The sequence below is a fragment of the Microbacterium sp. JB110 genome (genome assembly GCF_003335195.1).
In the GTDB taxonomy this organism is placed as follows: Bacteria; Actinomycetota; Actinomycetes; order Actinomycetales; family Microbacteriaceae; genus Microbacterium.
This window is the reverse complement of sequence record NZ_QPGM01000001.1, coordinates 336883-356515: the sequence shown is the minus strand read 5'-3', so window position 1 is coordinate 356515 and position 19633 is coordinate 336883. Positions and strand designations below refer to the sequence as shown.

The window sequence follows — 19633 nt, the reverse complement described above, 5'->3', positions numbered from 1 at the left end:
GGCTTGATCCGTACTATGGCGCGTCCGGAAGATCCGCAGGGCTCACGAGCGCCGCCCGCAGAGTGTCGAGCCCCACACCGCCGACATCGAGCGCTCGCCGATGGAAGTCGCGCAACGAGAACGCCTGGCCTTCCGCGGCACGCGCGTCGTCACGGATCTGCTCCCAGATGCGCTGGCCGACCTTGTACGCCGGGGCCTGACCCGGCCATCCGAGGTAGCGGTTCACTTCGAAGCGGACGAAAGCATCCGACATGTTGACGTGCCCGCGCATGAAGTCGAGAGCGTAGTCCGCATCCCACGTTCCGCGACCGTCCGGACGCTGTTTGCCGAGGTGCACGCCGATGTCGAGGACGACGCGGGCTGCGCGGAAGCGCTGACCGTCGAGCATACCGAGACGGTCAGCCGGCTCCTCGAGGTACCCGAGCTCTTCCATGAGGCGTTCGGCGTACAGAGCCCATCCCTCCGCGTGTCCGGATGTTCCGGCCAGCAGTCGTCGCCACGAGTTCAGCCGCTCCCGATTGTGCACGGCCTGGCCGATCTGGAGATGATGCCCTGGAACGCCCTCGTGGTACACCGTCGTCAGCTCGCGCCACGTGTCGAACTGGTTCACACCCTCCGGTATGGACCACCACATCCGGCCGGGACGAGAGAAATCGTCTGTGGGACCGGAGTAGTAGATGCCGCCTTCGTGCGTCGGAGCGATCATGCATTCCAGGCGGCGCACCGGCTCAGGGATGTCGAAGTGCGTGCGGCCCAACTCGGCGACGGCACGGTCGCTCGTCGCCTGCATCCAGCGCCTCAGCTCTTCCGGGCCGTTCAGTTTGCGCGATGGATCTCGCTCCAGGTGTGCAATGGCTTCGGCGACGGATGCACCGGGGAGGACGCTGTCGGCCGCGTTCTCCTGCTCGACGACCATGCGCCCCAGCTCTTCGATGCCCCACTCGTAGGTCTCGTCGAGGTCGATGCGACTGCCGAGGAAGCCGCGCGAATGCATCGCGTACAGCTCACTGCCGACTCCATCCCGATCCGTCGCCGCCGGTGCCAGCTCGTCGCGGAGGAATGCTCCCAGCTCCGCGTACGCATCTCGTGCCGCCTGACGCCCGCGGGTGAGATCCGCCGCGACAGCGCCGGACAGCTCGCGGTCGGCGCCGAGAGAAGCGAAGAATCCGCCATCGGAGATGTAGCGCTCGTTCTGTGAGATCACCTGCCGAACCTGGCGCAGCGCCGGCGTCTGCCCCTCCGCGATGCCCTCTCGCAGCGCGGTTGCATACCCCTGCAGAGCGCGCGGGATCGATCCCAGACGTGCGGCGACCGTCGCCCAGTCAGCATTCGTCTCGGTCGGCATCTGGTCGAAGGCGTCTCTGATGCGCTGAGGCGGGCTCTCGAGCCCGTTCAGGTCGCGCCGGTACCAGCCAGAGCGGTGCACCTCACGAACTCGGTCCAGCTCGGCGGCGAGATCCATCCGAGTGATCGCATCGACCTCGTCGGCGGACTGTGCGCCATCGAGGGCACGGCGCGCGAGCTTCGCGGCGTCGTCGAGAGCGTCCTCGCCTTCCGGCGAGAAGTCTTAGAAGCGGTCCTGACCCTCGTCGCGGCCGATCGCCGTGGCGACAGTCGGCAGCAGCCTGGCGAGCGCATCGACCCAGCCGTCGGCGACGCGATCCACGTCGGTCTGCTCGCGGGCGTCCATCAGTGCGCCGCTTCGTCCCAGTTGCTGCCATGGCCCACCTGCACGTCGAGCGGCACAGACAGCTCGGCTGCGGACCCCATCCGGTCGCGCACGATCTGCTCGACGCGGTCCCACTCGCCCGGTGCGATCTCGATCACCAGTTCGTCGTGGATCTGCAGCAGCACGCGAGAGCTGAGTTCCCGCAGATCATCGTTGATGCGCAGCAGCGCGATCTTCATGATGTCGGCCGCGCTGCCCTGGATCGGGGCGTTCAGTGCGGCACGCTCCGCGTTCTCCCTGAGCACCCGGTTCGGGCTCTTCAGGTCGGGGAACGGCCGGCGGCGACCGAAGATCGTCTCGGTGTATCCCGTCTCACGCGCCTGCTCGACTGCCCCGCGCAGATAGTCGCGCACCGCGCCGAAACGCGAGAAGTAGTCGACCATCAGCTGCTTCGCCTCGCGCTGTTCGATGCGCAGCTGTTTGGCCAGGCCGAACGCCGACAGGCCGTAGACGAGACCGTACGACATCGCCTTCACCTTGGATCGCATCTGCGGCGTGACGTCTCCCGGCTCGACACCGAACACGTGGGAACCGACGTACCGATGCAGATCCTCGCCCGATCTGAATGCTTCGATCAGACCGGGGTCTCCCGACAGGTGCGCCATGATGCGCATCTCGATCTGAGAGTAGTCAGCGGTGAGCAGCGTTTCGTAGCCGGAGCCGACCTCGAAGGCCGCCCTGATGCGCGCTGACTCCTCGGTGCGCACCGGAATGTTCTGCAGGTTCGGATCCGTGCTGGACAGGCGCCCCGTCTGGCTTCCGGTCTGCACATAGGTCGTGTGGATGCGCCCCGTCTCGTCGATGGCTCCGTCGAGCCCGTCGATGATCTGCTTCAGCTTGGTCGCCTCGCGATGCTGCAGCAGCAGCCCGAGGAACGGGTGGTCTGCCTTCTCCTGCAGGTCGGCCAGTGCCGCCGCATCAGTGGTGTAGCCCGTCTTCGTCTTGCGCGTCTTCGGCAGATCGAGCTCGGTGAACAGCACTTCCTGCAGTTGCTTCGGTGAGCCGAGGTTCACCTCGTGCCCGATGGTGGCGAAGGCCTCCTGTGCCAGCGACTCCGCGCGCCCGCCGAGCTCGCCGGCGAAGGCCGAGAGCTTCTCGTGCGAAACGGCGACACCCGCCAGCTCCACGTCGGCAAGAGCCAGAACCGTCGGCATCTCGATGTCGGTGAACACGGGCGCCACGGAATCCGGCATCTCGTCGCGCAGAGGATCTGCGACCCGCACCGTGTACCAGGCGAGTTGGCCAGGCGTCGCACCATCGTGCTCCGGCACGAGCTGCGAAGGATCGGCCTCGGGCAGCGTCTCACCGAGCAGCCGCTCGACGAGGTGCGCGAGAGTCTTGTCGGGAAAGCTCGGCCGCACGAGCCATCCCGCGAGAATCGGATCAAAGGCCAGCCCGCGCAGGGGCGCACCTGCGCGTGTGAGTGCCTTCACCTGAGATTTGGCGTCGGCAACGACCTTCGGTGCGTCTGAGGCGAGCCACTCCCCCAGCGATTCGGCCACACCGGCCGACCAGGATGCTTCGACGACTTCGTCGACTGTGGCGAGCCCGATCCGATCCGGGAGCCCGTCTGCCAGCGTCAGGGCGAGCCCGATCTCGCCGGTGGCAGCGCCCGCCCACGCCGCGAGCTCTGCAGCCTCGAGCTGCTTCGGCTGGGGTGCCTCGGCTATCGGGGCCGCCCCTTCGTCGTCACCCTCGACGCTGCCCGCGGCTTCGAATACGCGCGGCAGCAGCGCCCGGAACTCGAGCTTGGCGAAGATGTCGCGCACCGCCTGCGAATCGAGGGGCTTCCTCTCCAGCTCGGCCACCGCGACGGGCAATTCGACGTCGCGCAGCAGGCGGTTGAGTCTGCGGTTCCGTCGCACGTCCTCGATGTGATCACGGAGGTTGCCGCCCACCACGCCCTTGATCGTATCCGCGCCTTCGATCACGGCGTCGAGCGAGCCGAACTGATTCAGCCACTTCACTGCGGTCTTCTCGCCGACCTTCGGCACGCCGGAAAGATTGTCGCTCGTCTCGCCGACCAGCGCAGCGATGTCGGGGTACATCGCCGGCTCGACGCCGTACTTCTCGAACACGGCGGGAGGGTCGTAGCGCTTCAGCTTCGATACGCCCTGCACGGAGGGGTACAGCAGGGTCACCTCGTCGGTGACCAGTTGGATCGTGTCGCGGTCGCCCGAGCAGACCAGCACACTCCAGCCTGCTTCAGCACCCTGCGTCGACAGGGTGGCCATGATGTCATCTGCCTCGAAGTCAGGTTTGGCGATGACGGTGATGCCCATCGCCTCGAGGGTCTCCTGCAGCAGCGGGATCTGCCCCTTGAACTCGGACGGGGACTCAGACCGATTCGCCTTGTATTCCGGGTACTCCCTGGTGCGGAAGGATTCGCGCGCCGTGTCGAAGGCCACCGCCACGTGGGTCGGATTCTCGGCCTTGAGCAGGTTGACGAACATCGACAGAAAGCCGTAGATGCCGTTCGTGTGCTGGCCGTCTTTTGTGGCGAAGTTCTCGACCGGCAGTGCGTAGAACGCCCGGTAGGCCAAAGAATGGCCGTCGACCAGCAGAAGGGTAGGCTTTTCGGTGTCTGTCACCCTGCCAGCCTAACGAGGGGGACGGACTTTTCTTAAGGCAAGGAGCACCATGAGCGAAGTTGACGGTCTGACCTGGGCCAGGGGACGCGGACTCGGGCCGCTCAGCGACAGGATGGGCATCCAGATCGTGGAGTTCAGCCTCGACCGCGCTGTCGCGACCATGCCTGTCGAAGGCAATCAGCAGGGCGTCGGACTCCTGCACGGCGGCGCCTACGTCGTGCTGGGAGAATCGCTCGGCTCCATGGCCGCCAACCTCCACTGCGGGCCCGATCGCCTCGCCGTCGGCGTCGACATCAACGCCACGCACACGTCCTCGGCGACAGAAGGCGTCGTCACGGGCGTGTGCACACCGATCCACCTCGGCGGCTCCATGACGGTGCACGAGATCGTCATCACGAACGAGCAGGGCAAGCGCTGCTCCACCGTGCGCATCACGAACGCGATCCGCAATCGCCCCGGCTTCTCCTTCCACGGCACCGCATAGGGCATCCGGACGCAGAAGAGCCCCCGCCTCGGCGGGGCTCTTCTCACATTCGTGCACTGATTCTCGTTGAGATCGGCGTCCGGTGCGGTCGGCTCCAAGGCGGAGGAGGGAAGGGCACCGAGAGTGCCCTGACCGACGACAACGCCGGAAACGGCCGTGCCGGACGCCGATCAGCCCTTTTTCGGGGAGAGCTGCTCGATAATGGCCTTCGCCACGTCCTGCATGGTGAGGCGACGGTCCATGGAGGCCTTCTGGATCCAGCGGAAGGCGTCGGGCTCGGCCAGGCCCATCTTCTCGTTCAGCAGGCCCTTCGCGCGGTCGACGAGCTTGCGCGTCTCGAAGCGCTCCACCATGTCGGCGACCTCGGCTTCGAGGGTGATGAGCTGCTCGTGGCGCGCCAGTGCGATCTCGATCGCCGGCAGCAGGTCGTTCGGGGTGAAAGGCTTCACGACGTATGCGAGCGCTCCCGCCTCGCTGGCACGCTCGACGAGCTCCTTCTGGCTGAAGGCCGTCAGCAGGACCACGGGGGCGATGTTGTTCTTGCTCAGCTTCTCGGCGGCGGAGATGCCGTCGAGCTGGGGCATCTTCACGTCCATGACCACGAGGTCAGGACGCAACTCGGTCGCGAGCTGAACCGCCGTTTCGCCGTCACCGGCTTCCCCGACCACGTCGAACCCGTTGTCGCGGAGGATCTCCACGATGTCGAGACGAATCAGCGACTCGTCCTCCGCCACAACAACGCGTCGTGATGCGCCGGCCGTCGTCTGCTCGTCGTTCTGCTCTTCACTCACTGTCTCATCCTAAAGCCTGTAGTTTCGTACCGTCTGCAGGAACCGCTGGTTCCGGAGCACCCATTCCGACCGATGTGTCAGGGCGCCGATCCGCGTCCGGCTGCGTTCCTGCCGTCCCCCAGCCAGGTGCGATCCGCAAGACGCGTCACACTATGCGACCGAAGTCTCGGCGCCCTATACCATCACCGCGTCCACGCACGCGCTCAGCCCGATGGCGTCAGAATCTCAACGACCACACGCAACCCGACGTCATCAACGTTCCCACCGCCCGCATGCGAACCCCGAGGACTCCAAAAAAAACGAAGATCTTCTTCGGTCCTATCGGCCGAAGAAAATCGTGCCGGCGGTGGGAATCGAACCCACACGTCCTTGCGGACAACGCATTTTGAGTGCGTCGCGTCTACCGTTCCGCCACGCCGGCATGGAACGAGCCTACCTGTGGGCAGGCCCGTTCCCGTGAGAAACCCGTGAAGGGTCAGCCCTGCTGGTACACCGGTGCTGCGCCGCCGACGGCGTCGCCCACCCTGTGCACGCGCAGGTCGTTGGTGGAACCTGCGATCCCCGGAGGGGAACCCGAGATCACGACCACCCGATCGCCTTCGGAGGCGAGCCCCTGCTGAAGGAGGTAGTCGTCGACCTGGTGGAACATCAGGTCGGTGTGATCGACCATCTCGACGAGCGTCGAGGTGATGCCCCACGTCATCGCCATCCGGCGACGGGTCTGCTCCACGGGCGTGAAGGCGACCATCGGGATGCGCGAGCGCAGTCGCGACATACGGCGAGCCGAATCGCCCGACTGCGTGAAGACGCACAGGAACTTCGCCTCGACGAACTCCGCGACCTCGATCGCGGCCTTCGTGATGACGCCGCCCTGTGTGCGAGGCCGGTTCGTGAGCGACTCGATGCGGTCAAGACCGTGCTCCTCCGTCGACGCGACGATGCGCGCCATCGTGGCCACGGTCGTGACGGCGTGCTCGCCGACGCTCGTCTCGCCCGAGAGCATGACCGCGTCAGCGCCATCGAGGATGGCGTTGGCGACGTCGCTCGTCTCGGCGCGGGTCGGAACCGGGTTCTGGATCATCGACTCGAGCATCTGCGTAGCCACGATCACCGGCTTCGCCAGGCGGCGCGCAAGCGACACGGCTTGCTTCTGCACGAGCGGAACCGCCTCGAGCGGAAGCTCGACGCCCAGGTCGCCGCGGGCGACCATGATGCCGTCGAATGCTTCGACGATGCCCTCAAGCGCGTCGACCGCCTGCGGCTTCTCGATCTTGGCGATGATCGGGCGGCGCACGCCCTCCTCGTCCATGATCTCGTGGGCGCGCTCGACGTCGGTTGCGTTGCGCACGAACGAGAGCGCGATGATGTCGCAGCCCTTGCGGAGAGCCCAGCGCAGGTCCTCCTCGTCCTTCGTGCTCAGAGCGGGCACGTTGACGGCGACCCCTGGCAGGTTGATGCCCTTGTTGTTCGACACAGGGCCGCCGACGATGACCTTGGTGGTCACGACGGTGCCGTCGGTGTCGACGACCTCGACGCGCACCTTGCCGTCGTCGATCAGCAGGAAGTCGCCAGGCTTCACGTCTGTCGGGAGCCCCTTGAAGGTCGTCGAGACGATCTCCTTGGTACCGGCGATGTCGTCGGTGGTGATCTTGAAGATGTCGCCCTCGGCCAGCTCGTGCGGGCCGTTCTCGAACTTGCCGAGCCGGATCTTCGGCCCCTGCAGGTCGGCGAGAATCGCTACGGGCTTGCTGAACTCAGCGGCGGCGGCGCGAACGTTGTCATAGTTCGCGTCGTGGACCGAGTGGTCTCCGTGGCTCAGGTTCAGTCGGGCGACGTCCACGCCCGCCTCGATGAGTTCCCGAACCTTGTCCTTGGTGGAAGTCGCCGGACCGAGGGTCGCGACGATCTTGGCACGTCTCAAATTTCACACCTTCCGCACGTGTGTTGCCATGGCTCCGCGGCGCCCGATCCGCACGATGGGGCCGCAGGCCGTTCTACGGCCCGCCGAAACAGCGAGCCGCCTTCGCAATGCTACAGGCCGATCGGCGCGTCCGTTGGCTCGACAGGAACAGGCAGCGCCGTCTCCCCCATCAGGAACTCGTCGACCTTCGCCGCCGCAGCACGACCCTCGGCGATCGCCCAGACGATCAGCGACTGACCACGGCCCGCGTCACCCGCGACGAACACGCCGGACGCGTTGGTCTGGTAGTGCTCGTCGCGCCAGGTGTTGCCGCGCTCGGTGAACTGCGCACCGATCTGCCCCTCGAGCGCCTCGCGCTCCGGGCCGGTGAAGCCCATCGCGATCAGCACCAGATCAGCCGGGATGTCCCGCTCGGTGCCGGCCTTGGGCACGCGCGCCCCGTCGACGAACTCGGTCTCAGCCACGCGCAGCGCACGAACCTCACCTGCGTCGTTGGAGACGAACTCGACGGTCGATGCGAGATAGGCACGCTCGCCGCCCTCTTCGTGTGCCGAGGACACCTCGAACACCGTCGGCGCCATCGGCCACGGCTGGTGCTCAGGGCGAGTGTCAGCCGGACGCTTTCCGATCGCGAGGTTCGTGACGCTCAGCGCACCCTGGCGGTGCGCGCTTCCGATGCAGTCCGCGCCGGTGTCGCCGCCGCCGATCACGACGACGTGCTTGCCGTGCGCGCTGATCTGCCCCGGCACCTGGTCGCCGGCTGTCGCGCGGTTCGACTCGGTGAGGTATTCCATCGCGAAGTGCACGCCCTCGAGCTCACGGCCGGGCAGCGGCAGATCCCGCGGCACCGTCGCACCGGTGGCGACCACGACGGCGTCGTAGCGCCCGCGCAGCTCCTCCCACGTGATGTCCTCGCCGATCGTCACTCCCGCACGGAAGCGCGTGCCCTCGTCCCGCATCTGACGCAGACGCGTCTCGATGTGGTGCTTCTCCATCTTGAAGTCGGGGATGCCGTAGCGCAGCAGACCGCCGATGCGGTCGTCGCGCTCGTACACGGCCACCGTGTGGCCTGCGCGCGTGAGCTGCTGCGCGGCGGCGAGACCCGCAGGTCCCGATCCGACGACCGCAACGGTCTTGCCCGTCAGACGCGCCGGCGGCTTGGGCTCGACCCAGCCGTTCGACACGGCCTCGTCGATGATCGACACCTCGACCTGCTTGATCGTGACGGCGGGCTGATTGATGCCGAGCACGCACGCGCTCTCGCAGGGTGCGGGGCAGAGCCGGCCGGTGAACTCCGGGAAGTTGTTCGTCGCGTGCAGACGCTCGATGGCGCCGCGCGCGTCACCGCGCCAGGTCTGATCGTTCCACTCCGGGATCAGGTTGCCCAGCGGGCAGCCCTGATGGCAGAACGGCACGCCGCAGTCCATGCAGCGACCTGCCTGCCGGCGGAGCACCGCTTTGTCGCCGGGCTCGTAGACCTCTTTCCAGTCCATGATCCGGACGGGAACGGGACGACGTGCGGGGAGCTCGCGCTCTGTGGTCTTGAGAAAGCCCTTGGGGTCAGCCACGGGTCACCTCCAGGATTCGGTTCCAGACGACGTCACCATCAGGGTCGAGCCCCTGGTCGAGAGCGTCCTGACGCGTCTGCAGGACAGCGGCGTAGTCGCGCGGCACGATCTTGGTGAATTCGGCCGCGACGGTGTCGAGGTCGGCGAGCAGGCGCGCCGCCGTCTCGGACTCGGTGTGTTCGATGTGCTCGGCGAGCAGATCGCGCAGGATCTCGACGTCGCCGGAGCCGAGCTCGCCGAGGGTGAGCTCGCCGGAGGCGAGCGAGTCGCTGTTGACGAGGGAGTGGTTCAGACGGTGCACGTACGCCGTTCCGCCCGACATGCCAGCGCCGAGGTTGCGACCCGTGCCGCCGAGGATCACGGCGAGGCCGCCCGTCATGTACTCCAACGCGTGGTCGCCCACGCCCTCGACGACGGCGGTCGCGCCGGAGTTGCGCACGAAGAACCGCTCCCCCACGACACCGCGCAGGAACATCGATCCGCTCGTCGCGCCGTATCCGATCACGTTTCCGGCGATCACGTTCTGCGATGCGTCGAAGGTCGCCTGTCGCGGTGGTCGCACGACGACGCGTCCGCCGGACAATCCCTTGCCGACATAGTCGTTGGAGTCACCCTCCAGGTTCAGCGTGATGCCGCCTGGCAGGAACGCTCCGAACGACTGTCCTGCCGATCCCGTCAGATTCACGGTGATCGACTCAGGCGGAAGCCCGTTCTCGCCGCGCGCCTTCGTGACGTGGTGGCCGAGCAGAGTGCCGACGGAGCGCGCGGTGTTGCGCACCGGCAGGTCGATCGTGGTGCTGCCTGTGCCGTCGATGACGTCGCGCGCGGCGTCTATCAGCTGCACGTCGAAGTGGGATTCGAGCTCGTGGTCCTGCTCCCGCACCCGGCGACGCGACTCACCGTCGCCGAACTCCGGTCCGTGCAGGATCGGTGACAGGTCGAGACCGTCTGCCTTCCAGTGCGAGATCGCGCCGTCGATGTCGAGCAGGTCGCTGCGCCCGACGGCCTCGTCGATCGAACGCAGCCCCAGCTCGGCGAGATACTCGCGGACTTCCTGAGCGATGAACTCCATGAAGTTGACCACGTGCTCCGCCTTGCCGGTGAAGCGCGAACGAAGCGTCGGGTTCTGCGTCGCCACGCCGACGGGGCAGGTGTCGAGGTGGCACACGCGCATCATGATGCAGCCGCTCACGACGAGGGGCGCGGTGGCGAAGCCGAACTCCTCGGCTCCCAGCAGCGCGCCGATGACCACGTCGCGACCCGTCTTCAGCTGGCCGTCGACCTGCACCGAGACGCGGTCGCGCATGCCGTTGAGCATGAGTGTCTGCTGGGTCTCGGCGAGCCCCAGCTCCCACGGCGTTCCGGCGTGCTTGAGCGAGTTCAGCGGGCTGGCACCTGTGCCCCCGTCGTGGCCCGACACCAGGATGACGTCGCTGAGCGCCTTCGCGACACCCGCGGCGACCGCGCCGATGCCCGACTGGCTCACGAGCTTGGTGTGCACCCGCGCGTCGGGGTTCGCCCGCTTCAGGTCGTGGATGAGCTGCTTGAGGTCTTCGATCGAGTAGATGTCGTGGTGCGGGGGCGGTGAGATCAGTCCGACGCCGGCGGTGGCGTGGCGGGTGCGCGCCACCCACGGGTAGACCTTGCCTGGCGGCAGCTGCCCGCCTTCGCCCGGCTTGGCGCCCTGGGCGAGCTTGATCTGGATGTCGTCTGCCGCCGTGAGGTACATGCTCGTGACGCCGAAGCGTCCCGAAGCGACCTGCTTGATCGAACTGCGACGCTCAGGGTCGCGCAGACGGTCCAGATCCTCCCCGCCCTCACCCGTGTTCGACTTGCCGCCGAGGCGGTTCATCGCGATCGCGAGCGTCTCGTGCGCCTCCCGTGAAATGGAACCGTAGCTCATCGCGCCCGTGGAGAACCGCTTCACGATCTCCGAGACGGGCTCGACCTCCTCGATCGGAATCGAGGTGCGCCCCTGCTGCTTGAGCTGGAACAGGCCGCGCAGGGTCTTCAGCTCCGCTGCCTGGTCGTCGACGAGCTTCGTGTATTCGCGGAAGATGTCGTATCGCCCGGTGCGCGTGGAGTGCTGCAGCCGGAACACCGTGTCCGGGTTGAACAGGTGGGCTGCGCCGTCACGGCGCCACTGGTACTCGCCGCCGGTCCACAGCCGCTCGTGCGCCCGGGGTGCGCGATCCGTCGGGTAAGCGAACGCGTGCCGCGCCGCTGTCTCTGCGGCGATCTCTGTGAGACCCATGCCGGAGATCTTCGTCTCCGTGCCGGAGAAGTACTTGTCGACGAGGTCGTGGGACAGCCCGACCGCCTCGAACACCTGCGCGCCGGTGTACGACGAGACGGCGGAGATTCCGATCTTCGACATGATCTTCAGCACGCCCTTGCCGAGCGCGTAGATCAGGTTCTTCACGGCCTGTTCCGCCGTGACATCGGTGACGACGCCGCTGCGGACGAGTTCCTCTGCCGATTCCATCGCCAGGTAGGGGTTCACGGCACTCGCGCCGAAGCCGAGCAGCGTCGCCACGTGGTGCACCTCGCGTACGTCGCCCGCCTCGGCGACGAGGCCGACGGCCATCCGCGTCTCGTTCCGGATGAGGTGGTGGTGCACGGCGGAGACGGCCAGCAGCGACGGGATCGGAGCGAACTCCGCATCGCTGTCACGGTCGGTGATGACGATGAACTGCGCACCGTTCGCGATCGCGCGGTCCGCCTCGCGACACATCTGATCGAGCCGCTTCTGCATCCCCTTCGCGCCGGCCGTGACGCGGTACAGCGCAGAGATCGTGACGGCTTCGCGACCGGGCATCGACGACGAGATGTGCTGGATCTTGGCCAGTTCGTCGTTGTCGATCACCGGGAAGTCGAGGCTGATCGCCCAGGCGTGCTCCGGGCCCCACGTGCAGAGGTTCCCCTCGCTGCCGAGCTTCGTGCGCAGGCTGGTGACGACCTCCTCGCGGATCGAGTCCAGCGGCGGGTTGGTCACCTGCGCGAACTGCTGCGCGAAGTAGTCGAACAGCAGCCGCGGCCGCTTGCTGAGGACGGCGATGGGCGTGTCGGAGCCCATTGCGCCGATCGGCTCGGCACCCTTGGCCCCCATCGGGCCGATCAGCACCTTCAGCTCCTCCTCGGTGTAGCCGAAGGTGCGCTGGCGGCGCCGGATGGAGGTGGCGGGATGGACGAGGTGCTCGCGCTCCGGAAGGTCGGCCAGTCGGACGGTGCCCTCTTCGAGCCACTCGCCCCACGGGGCGACCGTGGCGATCTCCTTCTTCACCTCGGCGTCGGACCGGATCCGGCCCTCCGCAGTGTCGACGACGAACATCGTGCCCGGCTGCAGGCGTCCGCGACGCGCGATGCGCTCCGGCTCGAACTCGAGCACACCCGTCTCGCTGCCGATGACGACGAGACCGTCGGTGGTGACGGTCCACCGCCCGGGGCGGAGGCCGTTGCGGTCGAGGGTCGCCACGACCTGCGAGCCGTCGGTCGCCAGGAGAGCGGCCGGGCCGTCCCACGGCTCCATGAGCCCCGCGTGGTAGTCGTAGAACGCGCGCACGTCCGTGTCCATGTCGGGCTTGCGCTCATACGCCTCCGGCACCATCATCATCATCACGTGCGGCAGGCTGCGTCCCGTCAGCTCGAGCATCTCGAGCACCTCGTCGAACGAGGCGGAGTCGCTCTCGTCGTCTGAGCAGATGGGCAGAATCGGTTCGATCTCGCCGAGGAGGTCGCTGGCGAGCTGCGACTGACGCGCGCGCATCCAGTTGCGGTTGCCGCTGACTGTGTTGATCTCGCCGTTGTGCGCCATCATCCGCAGCGGCTGCGCGAGCGGCCATGACGGGAAGGTGTTCGTCGAGTACCGCGAGTGCACGATGGCGAGTTCGCTGGCGAAGCGCTCGTCCTGCAGGTCGAGGTAGAAGGGCTCCAGCTGCAGCGTCGTGACCATGCCCTTGTACCCGATCGTGCGGGCCGAGAGCGTGACGAAGTAGGCGTCTGCCTCGTGCTGGGCGCGCTTGCGGAGCCGGTACGCGCGGCGGTCCAGCTCGATGCCGCGCAGCGGGCTGACGTGACCGGCCTGGGCGCTGGCCACGAACACCTGCTCGATCGCCGGCTGCGCGTCGCGCGCGAGCCGCCCGAGGTTGTCCGACTCGGTCGGCACCTCGCGCCACCCGAGAACGTGCAGGTTCTCCGTCGCGGCGATGCGCTCGATCTGGCGCTTCTGCTTCTCCCGCTCCAGGCGATCGGTGGGCAGGAAGGCTGCACCTGCGGCGTACTCGCCGACGGGCGGCAGGTCGAACGGGAGCTCGTCACGGAAGAACGCATCGGGCATCTGCACGAGGATGCCCGCGCCGTCGCCCGTTCCTGCATCGGACCCGATCGCTCCGCGGTGCTCGAGGTTGCGCAGCGCCTCCAGCGCCAGCGACACGATGTCGTGCCCCGCCTCGCCGCGAAGAGTCGCGACCATGGCCAGGCCGCATGCATCCTTCTCGAACTGAGGGTTGTACATGCCTTGGCGAGGAGGATATGCGCCGCTGGCGCCGTACGGAGGCTGGAAGTACATGTATCTGCGTCTTTCCGTCGGGGCTGAGAGAACGAAAGCGGATGACGGCCCCGCGCTGAGCCGTCATCCGCGCGATCGTACCCGTGTCCTTTCCGAAAGGGCAGCAGAGCTTCTAGATCGTCACGTTGCTTGTGGCGGCGGGTCAGCGATGGCCTTCGACTCGGCGGGGTCGCTTACGTCGACGAAGTCATCTGCATTCGAGTGTATGTCGTCAAGATTACGATCATGTTTCCCCACGCGATACGGCGACGGCTCGATGCCCGTGTGCCTCCGTGTCTGCACGATGAGGATCACAACGCCGACGACGACAGCGGCGATCGACGCCCACACGTTCGTCCGCAGCCCGAACAGCACTTCGCTGGGATCGATCCGGATGCTCTCCCACACCGCACGGCCCGCGCCGTACCAGATCAGATACACCGCGAACAGGCGCCCCCACTGCATCGCCAGCTTGCGGCCGGCCCACAGCAGCACGATCACACCGAGGAGGTTCCAGATCACCTCGTACGCGAAGGTGGGGTGGAACAGCGTGCCTGGCTCGAGGCCCACAGGGATCGCGGCGTTGTCGTCGTCGATCTCGAGCCCCCACGGCAGGTCGGTCGGCAGGCCGAACAGCTCCTGGTTGAACCAGTTGCCGAACCGGCCCAGCGCCTGGGCGAGCAGGAGTCCCGGCGCGAGGGCGTCGGCGAAGGTGAAGAACCGGATGCCGGTCCAGCGACATCCGAGCCATGCACCGATCGCGCCGCCGATGAGAGCGCCGTAGATCGCGATGCCGCCTTCCCAGACTGCCCACACGGAGCCGGGCTCCGAGACGTTCCACGGATTGGAGCCTTCCCCGAAGTAGTAGTCGGGGTGGGTGACGACGTGGAACGCCCGGGCGAAGACGATCGCCAGGGGAACCGCGAGCAGCGCGATGTCGATGACGATCCACGGCTCGGCGCCGCGCTTGCTCAACCGTCGGTTGGTGAGGATCGTCGCGGCGATGATGCCCGCGATGATGCACAGCGCGTAGATGTGGATCGTGAACTGGCCGAACGAGAACGGACCGATGTTCCACGGACCGAAGTTCCACGTCCAGGAATCGATCGGTGGGGAGGGAATGCTCGACAGGACGTTCGCCAGTGCGGAAGACAGCATGATCGCGAGTCTACTTCTCCAGATGTGGTGGGTTTACAGCGAACTATCGGCGCGTGCCTGCGACGAGTTCACGGGTCAGTTCTGCCACGGCGTCGACGCCGCCGTCACGCAGGGCGCGCACGAGGGCCGTGCCCACGATGGCGCCGTCGGCGTACTCGACGACGTCATGCACCTGCTGCGCGGTCGAGATGCCGATGCCGACGCAGGCGCGGATGTCGCTGTGCTCGCGGATGCGGCTGACAAGGGTGCGCGCGGCACGGTCGAGCTCTTCGCGCTCGCCGGTGATGCCCATGGTCGACACCGTGTAGACGAACCCGGTGCTCGAGGAGGTCACCATGTCGAGGCGTTCGTCCGAAGACGTCGGGGCGGCCAGGAAGATCCTGTCGAGCCCCGTGCGCTCGCTGGTGGCGATCCACTCGGGAGCGGCATCCGGCGTCACGTCCGGTGTGATCAGGCCCGCTCCACCCGCGGCGAGAAGATCGTCTGCGTAGCGCTCGAGACCGTACTGCACGACGAGGTTCCAGTACGTCATCACGACGACCGGCACGTCGGTGCGCGATGCGACCTCTTTCACCGCGGTGAACAGGTCGCGTGTGCGGAACCCCGCCTCCAGCGCGGCGTTCGTCGCCTCCTGGATCACGGGCCCGTCCATCACCGGGTCGGAGTACGGCGGGCCGAACTCGATCACGTCGGCGCCGTTCTCCGCCAGTGCCACGGCGGCTTCGATGCTCGTGCGCAGATCGGGGAAGCCGACGGGCAGGTAGCCGATGAACGCGCCGCGCCCCTCGTCGTGCGCTGCGCTGATCGCTGCTGCCACCCGGCTCATGCGCTCTCCCCCTCGCCTGTCGGCGCGTCGTACAGATCGAAGAACTGCGCCGCGGTGTCCATGTCCTTGTCGCCGCGGCCGGACAGGCACACGGCGAGGATCGCCTCATCGCCCAGTTCGCGCCCGATCCGGATGGCGCCGGCCAGGGCGTGCGCCGACTCGATCGCCGGGATGATGCCCTCGGTTCTGCTCAGCAGACGCAGCGCCTGCATCGCGTCGTCGTCCGTGGCGGGGATGTAGGTGGCCCGCCCGATCGACGCGAGCCAGGAGTGCTCGGGCCCGACACCCGGATAATCGAGCCCCGCCGAGATGGAGTGCGATTCGGTCGTCTGGCCGTCGTCGTCCTGCAGCACGAAGGTGCGGGCGCCGTGCAGCACGCCGGGGCGGCCGCGCTCGATCGAGGCGGCATGGCGCTCGGTGTCGACGCCGTCACCTGCCGCTTCGACGCCGTAGAGGGCGACCGCGGCGTCATCGATGAACGCGTCGAACATGCCGATCGCGTTCGACCCTCCTCCGACGCAGGCGATCACCGCGTCCGGAAGCCGGCCTGCGCGTTCGCGCAGCTGCTCGCGGGCCTCCTCCGAGATGATCTTCTGGAAGTCGCGCACCATCGCGGGAAACGGGTGAGGTCCGGCCGCCGTGCCGAAGATGTAGTTGGTGTCCTCGACACTGGCGACCCAGTCGCGATAGGCCTCGTTGATCGCATCCTTGAGCGTTCGCGATCCGGTCGTCACCGGGATCACCTCGGCACCGAGCAGTCGCATCCTGGCGACGTTGAGCGCCTGACGCTCCGTGTCGACCTCGCCCATGTAGATACGGCACTCCATGCCGAACAGGGCAGCGGCCGTCGCTGTCGCCACACCGTGCTGACCGGCGCCGGTCTCGGCGATCACACGGGTCTTGCCGAGCCGCCTGGTGAGCAGGACCTGCCCGAGGACGTTGTTGATCTTGTGGCTGCCGGTGTGGTTGAGATCCTCGCGCTTCAGGAAGATGCGCGCGCCGCCCGCGTGCTCGGCGAAGCGCGGCACCTCGGTCAGCGCCGAGGGCCGGCCAGCGTAGTCGCGCAGCAGGCCCTTCAGCTCCTCGGCGAACGTCGGGTCGGCCATCGCATCGCGGTGCGCCGCGTCGAGCTCGTCGATCGCGGCGATGAGCGACTCCGGCATGAATCGTCCGCCGAATTCGCCGTAGAACGGGCCAGGCTGATCGCGCAGGTTCGTCACGCTCCCGCCTCCAGAAAACTCGTCAGGGTCGCCACGGGGTCGCCGGTGACCAGCGCCTCCCCGATGAGGACCACGTCGGCGCCGGCGGCGCGGTAGTGCGCGACGTCGGCTGGGGTCTTGACCGCGGACTCGGCGATCTTGATCGCATCGTCCGGAATGGACTCGACGAGCCGCCCGAACAGGTTCTGGTCGAGCTCGAAGGTCGTCAGGTCGCGGGCGTTGATGCCGATCAGCGGCGCGCCCAGCGACGCGGCACGCGCGACCTCGTCTGCTGAGTGCGCCTCGACGAGAGGGGTCATGCCCAGTTCGACGATCAGACGGTACAGCTCCTGCAGCGTGGGCTGGTCGAGGGCTGCGACGATGAGCAGCACCAGGTCGGCGCCCGCCGCTCGCGCTTCGAACACCTGGTACGGCGTGGCGATGAAGTCCTTGCGCAGCACGGGCAGCGTCACCCGCTGCTTCACCGCGGTGAGGTCGTCGAGCGAGCCGCGGAATCGGCGCTGCTCCGTGAGCACGCTGATAGTGCTCGCTCCTCCGAGTTCGTAGGCGGCCGCCTGCGCCGCGGGATCCGGGATCTCTGCGAGCTGTCCGCGCGACGGGCTCGCGCGCTTCACCTCGGCGATGATCTTCACCCGGTCGCTCGGCGCGAGCACCGCGACGGCGTCGCGCGCGGGCGTCAGTGCCAGCGCGGCCTTCTCCACCTCGGCGAGCGGTCGCTCCTCTCGGCGGGCCTGCGCATCCTGCACCGACCCGTCCGTCAGATCGGCCAGGAGCGACATCAGTGCGCCTTCGACTCGTGCTTCGCGCTGTCCACGCCGAAGCCGGCCTTCTTCATGATGAGACCGACGATCGGACCGACGACGAACACGATCACGCCGACGATGAGCACCACCCACGCCTCGAAGAACAGCGCAACCGTCGCGATCGACAAGCCGATCAGCATCAGAAGCACAGTGGACCATGCGGCCCGCGAGTGGCCGTGTCCTGGATCGGCGAGGGGGTTGCTCATACGAATGTCCCTTTCGATGTTGCGGGGTCGCAATCGAGTCTATCGGTTCGCGGCATGAGGCCGTGCGCGCTCAGCGGGTCGGGTCCTCGCCGTGTGAGAGCTCGTCCCAGGAGTCGATCGGGTCCACAGTGCCGGATGAGGGCGCCGCTGGCGCCGTGTCGAACCGACGGCCGCCCCTTCGCCAGCCATGGGCCGTCGCGAGAGTGAGCAGTCCTGCCAGAACCGCGGCGACGGAGCCGCCGAGGCTCACAACGGGCCACGGGCTGAGCGTGATCGCGGTGACGAGATCTGCCACCGCTTCGTCGCCGGCCAGCCCGGTGTGCTCGGTGACCGTTGTCGCGACAGCGGAGACGGGCCGCTCGACGAGCACCGGCACGATCGCGACGATCATCGCGATGCCCGCCGCGGTCGCCAGCGCCCCGAGTGCGTAGCGCAGCACGCGTGCGACGAGCGTCAGCACGAGTGCCAGCGCAAGCACTGCCAGTGCCAGCGGCTGCACGATCGGAAGCGCATCGGATCCGGTCACCGGAATGTCGTTCTGTGCGACGACGGCCGTCAACCAGGTCTGAGTCGTGCCGAGCAGCACGATGCCGCCTGCAACGAGGAGCAGCACGACTGAGACGACCCGCGCCCGACGGGCGAGGAACCCACCGGAGGTCATTCGTCGCCTGTGACGGGGTTCAGATCGCGGTCGGTGTGCTCGCCGTCCGCGTCGAAGCAGGTGCGGGTGCCGGTGTGGCACGCGGCGCCGACTTGGTCGACCTCGAGCAGCACGGTGTCCGCGTCGCAGTCGACGCGGACACCGATCACCCGTTGCGTGTGTCCCGAGGTGTCGCCCTTGCGCCACAGCTCACCGCGGGAGCGCGACCAGTACACCGCGCGGCCGGTGGTGAGTGTGAGGCGCAGCGCCTCACGGTTCATCCACGCCATCATCAGCACCTCCCGCGTGTCGTGCTGCTGCACGATGGCGGGCACCAGGCCGTCGGTGTTGAAGGCGACGCCGTCGAGGCGCTCGTCCACGGTGCTCATCGAACGGTGACCCCCTCACTGGCCATGGCTTCCTTCACCTGCGAGATCGTCAGCTGACCGGAGTGGAACACGCTCGCGGCGAGCACCGCGTCAGCGCCCGCCGTGATCGCAGGTGCGAAGTGCTCAGGAGTGCCGGCGCCGCCGGAGGCGATCACCGGAACGGTGGCGAGTTCGCGCATCGCGGAGATGAGTTCGAGGTCGAAGCCGTTCTTGGTGCCGTCGGCATCGATCGAGTTGACCAGCAGCTCGCCCGCACCGCGCTGGATCGCCTCTCGCGCCCAGTCGAGGGCGTCGATGTCGGTCTCGGTGCGGCCGCCATGGGTGGTCACGACGAACCCGGATTCCGTGCCGGGCGCGCGCTTGACGTCGAGCGAGAGCACCAGGGCCTGGGCACCGTATCGATCGGCGATCTCGTCGAGCAGATCGGGACGGCGGATGGCCGCGGAGTTCACACCGACCTTGTCCGCGCCGACGCCCTGCAGACGGGCGACGTCGTCGACGGAGCGCACGCCCCCTCCGACTGTCAGCGGGATGAAGACCTCTTCTGCCGTGCGCTGCACGACGTCGTACATCGTGGCGCGATCGTCGACGGTGGCCGTCACGTCGAGGAAGGTGAGCTCGTCGGCGCCCTGGTCGAAGTAGGCGCGGGCCAGTTCGACGGGGTCGCCCATCTCGCGCAGGTTCCGGAAGTTGACGCCCTTGACCACGCGCCCCGATGCGACATCGAGGCACGGAATCACCCGAGTGGCGACGTCGGCCAT

At 67.5% G+C, this 19633-nt stretch carries 14 protein-coding genes, 1 tRNA gene and 1 pseudogene; 1 reads left to right on the top strand and 15 read right to left on the bottom strand.

Features of this window, described 5'->3' with window-relative positions:
• Positions 1-13: 13 nt before the first annotated feature.
• Positions 14-1690, bottom strand: a pseudogene (locus CIK77_RS01655) (DUF885 domain-containing protein).
• Positions 1690-4320: a DNA polymerase I gene (gene polA, locus CIK77_RS01650; RefSeq protein WP_087055431.1), complete on the bottom strand. Its 2631-nt coding sequence runs from the start codon at positions 4318-4320 to the stop codon at positions 1690-1692. Before polA ends, CIK77_RS01655 begins: the two are co-directional and overlap by 1 nt.
• Before the next feature lie 49 nt (positions 4321-4369).
• On the opposite strand from polA, the gene CIK77_RS01645 reads away from it, so the two are divergent.
• The gene (locus CIK77_RS01645) at positions 4370-4804 is read left to right on the top strand and encodes a PaaI family thioesterase (protein ID WP_087055432.1); all 435 of its coding nucleotides are present in this window, start codon (positions 4370-4372) and stop codon (positions 4802-4804) included.
• Positions 4805-4974: 170 nt separating this feature from the next.
• Here the strand turns inward: CIK77_RS01645 and CIK77_RS01640 are convergent, their stop codons facing one another.
• The 13 genes from CIK77_RS01640 to hisF form a co-directional block, all read right to left on the bottom strand.
• On the bottom strand, positions 4975-5595 hold the full coding sequence (locus CIK77_RS01640; protein ID WP_087055433.1) for an ANTAR domain-containing response regulator: 621 nt from the start codon (positions 5593-5595) through the stop codon (positions 4975-4977).
• Between the two features lie 338 nt (positions 5596-5933).
• Positions 5934-6016: transfer RNA gene (locus CIK77_RS01635), tRNA-Leu, on the bottom strand.
• A gap of 54 nt (positions 6017-6070) precedes the next feature.
• Positions 6071-7516 (bottom strand): pyruvate kinase, encoded by a 1446-nt coding sequence (gene pyk, locus CIK77_RS01630; protein ID WP_087055434.1) that lies wholly within the window; start codon positions 7514-7516, stop codon positions 6071-6073.
• 110 nt (positions 7517-7626) lie between these two features.
• Entirely contained in the window at positions 7627-9084 is a 1458-nt protein-coding gene (locus CIK77_RS01625) for a glutamate synthase subunit beta (RefSeq protein WP_087055435.1), read from the bottom strand.
• Positions 9077-13651 carry a glutamate synthase large subunit gene (gltB, locus tag CIK77_RS01620; protein ID WP_087055436.1) on the bottom strand — a complete coding sequence of 1525 codons (4575 nt, stop codon included), beginning with the start codon at positions 13649-13651 and terminating at the stop codon, positions 9077-9079. Before gltB ends, CIK77_RS01625 begins: the two co-directional genes overlap by 8 nt.
• 120 nt (positions 13652-13771) lie before the next feature.
• Entirely contained in the window at positions 13772-14788 is a 1017-nt protein-coding gene (lgt, locus tag CIK77_RS01615) for a prolipoprotein diacylglyceryl transferase (protein WP_087055437.1), read from the bottom strand.
• Between the two features lie 43 nt (positions 14789-14831).
• Entirely contained in the window at positions 14832-15614 is a 783-nt protein-coding gene (trpA, locus tag CIK77_RS01610) for a tryptophan synthase subunit alpha (RefSeq protein WP_087055438.1), read from the bottom strand.
• Positions 15611-16777, bottom strand: a complete 1167-nt coding sequence (gene trpB, locus CIK77_RS01605; RefSeq protein WP_170934196.1) for a tryptophan synthase subunit beta — start codon at positions 16775-16777, stop codon at positions 15611-15613. The genes trpA and trpB overlap by 4 nt, the downstream gene beginning before the upstream one ends.
• Before the next feature lie 53 nt (positions 16778-16830).
• Positions 16831-17613, bottom strand: coding sequence for an indole-3-glycerol phosphate synthase TrpC (gene trpC, locus CIK77_RS01600; protein ID WP_087055440.1), 783 nt, complete (start codon positions 17611-17613; stop codon positions 16831-16833).
• Positions 17613-17843, bottom strand: coding sequence for an HGxxPAAW family protein (locus CIK77_RS01595; protein ID WP_087055441.1), 231 nt, complete (start codon positions 17841-17843; stop codon positions 17613-17615). Before CIK77_RS01595 ends, trpC begins: the two co-directional genes overlap by 1 nt.
• Before the next feature lie 70 nt (positions 17844-17913).
• Positions 17914-18504 carry a Trp biosynthesis-associated membrane protein gene (locus CIK77_RS01590; RefSeq protein ID WP_087055442.1) on the bottom strand — a complete coding sequence of 197 codons (591 nt, stop codon included), beginning with the start codon at positions 18502-18504 and terminating at the stop codon, positions 17914-17916.
• Entirely contained in the window at positions 18501-18872 is a 372-nt protein-coding gene (gene hisI, locus CIK77_RS01585) for a phosphoribosyl-AMP cyclohydrolase (protein WP_087055443.1), read from the bottom strand. Before hisI ends, CIK77_RS01590 begins: the two co-directional genes overlap by 4 nt.
• On the bottom strand, positions 18869-19633 hold the full coding sequence (gene hisF / locus CIK77_RS01580; protein ID WP_087055444.1) for an imidazole glycerol phosphate synthase subunit HisF: 765 nt from the start codon (positions 19631-19633) through the stop codon (positions 18869-18871). Before hisF ends, hisI begins: the two co-directional genes overlap by 4 nt.